Origin of the sequence: Pseudomonas sp. PS02303 (genome assembly GCF_029959925.1) — a bacterium.
Lineage (GTDB): Bacteria > Pseudomonadota > Gammaproteobacteria > Pseudomonadales > Pseudomonadaceae > Aquipseudomonas > Aquipseudomonas mandelii.
This window is the reverse complement of record NZ_JASCOM010000419.1, coordinates 1-3,133: the sequence shown is the minus strand read 5'-3', so window position 1 is coordinate 3,133 and position 3,133 is coordinate 1. Positions and strand designations below refer to the sequence as shown.

Genomic DNA, 3,133 nt, shown 5'->3' with positions numbered 1-3,133 from the left:
GGCAAGCCTCGCTCCTACAGGATTTGCGTGATCCCGATATTTGGCACGATGCAAACCCTGTAGGAGCGAGGCTTGCCCGCGAAGAACGATTACTCGCGCCTCCTGACTCACAAAAAAATGCCTGCCAACCACTTCAACACCCACTGCCCCGATTGGGCGACTGCCCTGCTCAATGGTTTCAGCCAGATCTTCCTCCAGCGCCATCCGCTGTTTGGTCTGCTGTGCCTGTTGGCGATTCTTTTCACCGCACCTACCCTGCTCGGCGGTGCGCTGCTGGGCGGCGTCGCCGGGTTGCTCACTGCGCAACGACGCGGTTACGCCAAGGCCGATCGTCAGGCCGGGCTGTTCAGTTACAACGGTGTCTTGCTCGGTCTTTTGCTGAGCCTGTATTTCCCTTGGTCAGCACTGTTGCCGCCGCTGATCATTGCTGCGGGCGGACTGAGTGCGATGCTGACTCAGCAATGGTTCAAACGCGTCCGGGTCAGCCATTACCTGCCTGCCTATACGGCGCCCTTCGTTGGGTTGGGCTGGGTGCTTCTGTGCTTCGCCACTCCCTCGACAAAAGCGCATCTGATCGAAATCAACACGCTGAACATGCTCGCCGCACCGCTGAAAGGCTTCGGCCAGGTGATGTTCCTCGGTCATCCGCTGGCCGGGGCGATGATTGCCGTGGGTTTGCTGATCGCTGATCGTCGCGCCTTTTGCTGGGCGTTATTGGCGTCTGTCGCGGGCATGGGCTGGAGCCTGCTGCATCACGACGCTTACAGCGCATTGATCGGCCTCGGTGGCTATAACGCCGTACTCACCGCCCTCGCCTTGAGCTCGCTGCGCCAGCAGCCGTGGCTGCCGCTGGCTGGCATCGCATCAGCGTTGTTGCTGACGCCGGTGTTTTCCGCCATCGGTCTGCCGACGCTGACCGCGCCGTTCATCCTCGCCTGCTGGCTGGTCCGCACGGTTGTTCAACTGCTCGGCATCACCGCTGTCACCCGTGCGCCTTGCGCTATTGAGGAGAATCAACCTAGGCTTCGCTGATCATTGGTTCAGGCGGTATCCATGGACAGCAGCAAAAACTGGCGTGAAGAGCTTTACGTCATGGTTTTCCAGAGCGACACCAAGGCGGGGCGGCGCTTCGACGGCATCCTGCTGTTGATTATCCTCGCCAGCATCGTGATCGTGATGCTCGACAGCATCGACACGGTCCACAAGAACTACGCCGACGTGCTGGCGTACATCGAGTGGGGCTTCACCGTCATCTTCGCCATCGAATATGGCTTGCGCCTGTATTGCTCGCCCAAGCCGTTACGCTATGCGTTCAGCTTTTACGGGCTGGTGGATCTGCTGGCGATCGTGCCCGGCATCCTGGCGCTGTATTACGCCGATGCGCAGTACCTGCTGATCATCCGGATCATTCGGATGCTGCGGATTTTCCGCGTGCTCAAGCTCAGCCCCTACCTCAAGCAAGCCAACTATTTGATGTCGGCGCTGCGCGGCAGCAAGCAGAAGATCGTGGTGTTTCTGGTCAGCGTCTGCACGCTGGTGACGGTGTTCGGCACGTTGATGTACGTGATCGAAGGCCCGGAACACGGCTTCACCAGCATTCCCAAAGGCATCTACTGGGCGATCGTCACGCTGACCACGGTGGGCTTCGGCGACATCGTGCCCAAGACGCCGTTGGGCCAGGTGATTTCGTCGCTGGTAATGATCACCGGTTACTCGATCATCGCCGTGCCGACCGGTATTTTCACCGCCGAACTGGCCAATGCCATGCGTGGTGAACAGCTGCAACACGACTGCCCTGTGTGCAAGAAAACCAGTCACGAACACGGTGCGGCATTCTGCTCGCGGTGCGGCAACGCTCTGTTTAAGAAACGGGAATAAGCAAAGAGCTTTTTAATCTTTAAGGGTCTATGCGAGCCCGGCTATAGTCGCTGGCAAATTGCCTCACTTTTAAATCAGAACAAGGACTGCGCAGTGAAAAAACTCTTTGGCGCCTCACTTCTGGCCGCTGGCCTGGCATTGACCAGCGTGGCTCAGGCCGCACCGACCCTGCTCAACGTTTCCTACGACGTGATGCGCGATTTCTACAAGGACTACAACACTGCGTTCCAGAAACACTGGCAAGCCGAGCACAACGAGAACATCACCCTGCAGATGTCCTTCGGCGGCTCCAGCAAACAGGCGCGTTCGGTGATCGATGGCCTGCCGGCTGACGTCATCACCATGAACATGGCCACCGACATCAACGCCCTGGCGGACAACGGCAAACTGATCCCGGACAACTGGGTCACCCGCCTGCCGAACAACAGCGCACCGTTCACCTCGGCCACCGTGTTCATCGTCCGCAAAGGCAACCCGAAAGCCCTGAAAGACTGGCCTGACCTGCTCAAGGACGGCGTGCAAGTGATCGTACCGAACCCGAAGACCTCGGGTAACGGTCGCTACACCTACCTGTCTGCCTGGGGGTATGTGCTGAAAAACGGCGGTGACGAGAACAAGGCCAAGGATTTCGTCGGCAAACTGTTCAAGCAAGCGCCGGTGCTCGATACCGGTGGCCGTGCCGCGACGACCACGTTCATGACCAACCAGCTCGGTGACGTGCTGGTGACCTTCGAAAACGAAGCGGAAATGATTGCCCGTGAGTTTGGTCGTGACCAGTTTGAAGTGATCTACCCAAGCGTCTCCGCTGAAGCCGAGCCGCCGGTGTCGGTGGTCGACAAAACCGTCGACAAAAAAGGCACCCGCGCCGCGGCCGAGGAATACCTGAAGTACCTGTGGTCCCCGGAAGGTCAGGAAATTGCAGCGGCCAACTACCTGCGTCCGCGTGACCCGGCGGTGCTGGCCAAGTACACCGATCGCTTCCCGAAAGTGGACTTCCTGTCGGTGGAGAAGACCTTTGGTGACTGGCGCACCGTACAGAAGACCCACTTCAATGATGGCGGGGTCTTTGATCAGATCTACAGCGGCCAGTAATTCCTGAGCCCAACGAGAAAGGCGACCTGAGAAGGTCGCCTTTCTCGTGGTCGAACACAAAACCCAAGTTCACTGAAGATCCTCTGTAGGAGTGAGCCTGCTCGCGATAGCGAAGTGTTATTCAACATTGATATCAACTGACATTCCGCTATCGCGAGCAGGC

At 58.4% G+C, this 3,133-nt stretch carries 3 protein-coding genes; all 3 read left to right on the top strand.

Features of this window, described 5'->3' with window-relative positions; translation table 11 throughout:
- Nucleotides 1-117: 117 nt before the first annotated feature.
- On the top strand, nucleotides 118-1,032 hold the full coding sequence (locus QMX98_RS33515; protein WP_282412033.1) for an urea transporter: 915 nt from the start codon (nucleotides 118-120) through the stop codon (nucleotides 1,030-1,032).
- A gap of 21 nt (nucleotides 1,033-1,053) precedes the next feature.
- Entirely contained in the window at nucleotides 1,054-1,878 is an 825-nt protein-coding gene (locus tag QMX98_RS33510; protein WP_010456890.1) for an ion transporter, read from the top strand.
- Between the two features lie 93 nt (nucleotides 1,879-1,971).
- A complete protein-coding gene (locus QMX98_RS33505; RefSeq protein ID WP_010456892.1) occupies nucleotides 1,972-2,970 on the top strand; it encodes a sulfate ABC transporter substrate-binding protein in 999 nt (332 codons plus the stop codon).
- Nucleotides 2,971-3,133 lie beyond the last annotated feature (163 nt).

Excerpts from the sequence above, each read along its gene's own strand:
- QMX98_RS33515 (WP_282412033.1), top strand. The coding sequence starts at position 118 with ATGCCTGCCAACCACTTCAACACCCACTGCCCCGATTGGGCGACTGCC.
- QMX98_RS33510 (WP_010456890.1), top strand. The coding sequence starts at position 1,054 with ATGGACAGCAGCAAAAACTGGCGTGAAGAGCTTTACGTCATGGTTTTC.